This is a genomic window from Actinomadura sp. NPDC048394, from assembly GCF_040651755.1.
GTDB classification, from domain to species: domain Bacteria; phylum Actinomycetota; class Actinomycetes; order Streptosporangiales; family Streptosporangiaceae; genus Spirillospora; species Spirillospora montaniterrae.
Window position 1 is genome coordinate 1 of record NZ_JBEZJL010000173.1, and the last position, 2,682, is coordinate 2,682.

At 77.1% G+C, this 2,682-nt stretch carries 2 protein-coding genes; both read right to left on the reverse strand.

The features are described from left to right. Positions 1 to 33 precede the first annotated feature (33 nt). On the reverse strand, positions 34 to 483 hold the full coding sequence (locus AB0C78_RS50635; RefSeq protein WP_360762998.1) for a GNAT family N-acetyltransferase: 450 nt from the start codon (positions 481 to 483) through the stop codon (positions 34 to 36). Between the two features lie 7 nt (positions 484 to 490). After that, on the reverse strand, positions 491 to 2,443 hold the full coding sequence (locus AB0C78_RS50640) for an endonuclease/exonuclease/phosphatase family protein (protein ID WP_360763001.1): 1,953 nt from the start codon (positions 2,441 to 2,443) through the stop codon (positions 491 to 493). Positions 2,444 to 2,682: the final 239 nt, after the last annotated feature.

Here is a 2,682-nt window from a genome sequence, read left to right on the forward strand (position 1 = left end):
CTGCCCCTCTGGGCGCCTGTCCGGGCGGCTCGGCTACGCCGAGACGCACCGCGAGCGGGTCGCCGCGCACCTGACGTTCGTGCACATGCGCAGGTTGCCCTCGCTGAGGTGCCCGGTGAACAGCACGCACGCGTCGGCGCGGCCCGCGACGGCCTCCTCCAGCGCCCGCATCAGCCGCCCGCCGATCCCGCGGCCCTGCAGGTCGGGCGCGACGACGAGCCGCCCGACCAGGCAGGTGTGATCGCTGAACTGGGCGCGGACGGCGCCGGCGATGCGGCCGCCGAGCACCGCCTTCAGCACCACCGCGTCGCCCTCCAGCACCTTGCGCAGCTGCTCCAGCGACTCGACCAGCGGCGGGATGAACGGGTCGCCGTACAGCTGCGCCTCGCTGACGTAGGCGGCGCGCTGCAGCGTCAGCAGCTCGCCCGCGTCGGCGGGCACCGCCGGCTCGACCGCCGCGGCGCCCGCCGCCGTGTCGTCCATGGTCGCCTCACTTCCCGATCCGGAGCGTCACCGCGACCGGATAGTGGCCGGACGCCCCCGAGCGCGGGACGTCGTAGTCGCTGAACAGCACCCCGTCGGAGCCGAAGACGTAGTCGGTGCGGTCGCCGTCCGCCGAGGTCGGGGACGCGTCGCCGCCGAGCGCGGCGTTCCGCAGGTCCGTCCCGTCGGTCATGCCGGACACCTCCGGGCTGTCGGGGCCGGCGCCGAAGTCGCCGCCGATGACGGTGCGGGGCGCGCCGCCCCAGGCGCGCAGCAGCGCCGCGACCTCGCGGGACCGCTCGTCGCTCTGCCCGTCGCCGCCCTGCAGCCGCGTCGACCACACGTCCATGGTGCTCCCGCCGACGGCGAGCCGCGCCCACACGTACCCGCGGATCTGCGACCAGTCGCCCTTCTGCATCCGGCCGGTGCCGGAGCTGCGGACGGGCAGCGAGGTGAGGATCGCGTTGCCGAACTGGCCGTCCGCCGCGGGACCCCAGATCAGCTTCATGCCGAGCCGCCGCGACAGCCAGACCCCGAGGTCGGCGGTGCCGGACAGCAGCGACCCGCGGCTCGCCTCCTGCAGCAGGACGACCTGGGCGCGCTGCCCCTCGATGGTGCGGGCGACGCCCTCGGGGTCCAGCCGGCCCTTCTGGTTGACGGCGTCCTCGATGTTGTAGCTGAGCAGGCGGACCTGGCCGGGGACGGGCCCGGCCTTCGCGGTGCCGTCCGGCGCGGCCACGGTGAACACCACGGTGCCGAGCAGCAGGACGAGCGCGGCCGCACCGCCGGCCAGCGCGCGCAGCGGCGCGCGCGCGGGCAGCGGGCCGCCACGGGCGGCCGCGGCGGCGGCGAGCCCGCCGAGCGCGATGCCCGCGACGCCCGGCAGGACGTTGTTCGGGAACGGCAGCGGCGACAGCGCGCTCACCTGGTACGGGACGAGGACGACGAGGATCAGGAAGCCGCCGAGCGCGGCGCCCACGTCGATCCGCCAGACCGGCCCGCCGGTCCCGGCGCGGCGCAGCGGCGCCCGGCACGCCACCGCCAGCAGCCACGCCGACAGCACCTGCCCGACGATCACGATCGGCACCACCTCGATGCCGGTGACCGCGTACGTGCCGGCGACCGCGCCGGCGCCGACGCCGAGCACGGTGCCGCCGAGCACGCAGACCCCGCCGGGGACGGCCCGCACGGCGAGCCCGGAGGCCAGGAACGCCAGGGCGAGGCCCTGCCCGACGACGATCGCGATGTGCGCGGCGGTCAGCGACTGCCAGCCGGACGAGGCGACGAACGCGGGGCTGGCCAGCACCAGCACCTGCAGCGCGAGGAACGGACCGAACGCGGCGGCGCCCATCGCGTCCCGCCAGGACAGGCCCGGCGCCGTGACCGGCCCGGACGACAGCTCCCGGTAGAGGGCGGCGGCGCCGAGCGCCACGAACGCCAGGCACGCCAGCCACGGCCCGATCCCGCTCCGCCACACCGGGTCCCAGGTGGCGAAGCACATCCGGACGGCGGTGTCGGCGGACAGGCCCGCGACGGTCGCGGTGGCGAACCCGACGCCGGACAGCCCGCGCGCCCCCTCGAACAGCGCCGCGACCGCGATCATGCCGATGGCAGTGCCGACGAACGCCAGCCACGTCTGCGGGCCTATCGCCTGGGCGAGCAGCCGGACGGCGAACAGCCCGCCGACGCCGGCGAGCAGCAGCCCGCGCGGGCCCGCGGCGCGCCGCACCAGCGGCGCGGCGAACCCGGCGAGATAGACCGCGAGCACGGCGACCGCGGCCACGCCGGTGCCGGTGCCGTCGGCGAAGTGGTCGAGCTGGGGAAGCGAGAAGCGCAGGGTCTGCGCGAGCACCGCGACCGTGATCGCGATGAGCGTCAGCCGGGCGGGGCCCTGCGGGACGATCGACGGCCCCGGCGCTGCCGGGCCGCCGGTCTTGGTGCCTACCTCTGTGCTGGCCAATTGAACGAGTGCTCCCGGGGGACGAGCGGACCTTCGGGGGTGGCGGCGGCGCGGCACTGCGCGGCCCCTGCGGACTCTACGGCCCCGGCGGGCGCCGCGCGCGCGAAACCCGCCGTGAGCGGAACCGATCACACCGCCGGACGATCATACGGGCGCCGCCGCGCCCTCCGGCGCGGCCGGCCCTCGCGATGCCCCGGAGCGCCGTCCTGAGGGCGGCCCCGGGTGCGGCCGGGCCCCGG

What these genes read in the sequence shown, in the direction of transcription:
- AB0C78_RS50635 (WP_360762998.1), bottom strand. Translation starts at nt 483, where the DNA reads ATGGACGACACGGCGGCGGGCGCCGCGGCGGTCGAGCCGGCGGTGCCC.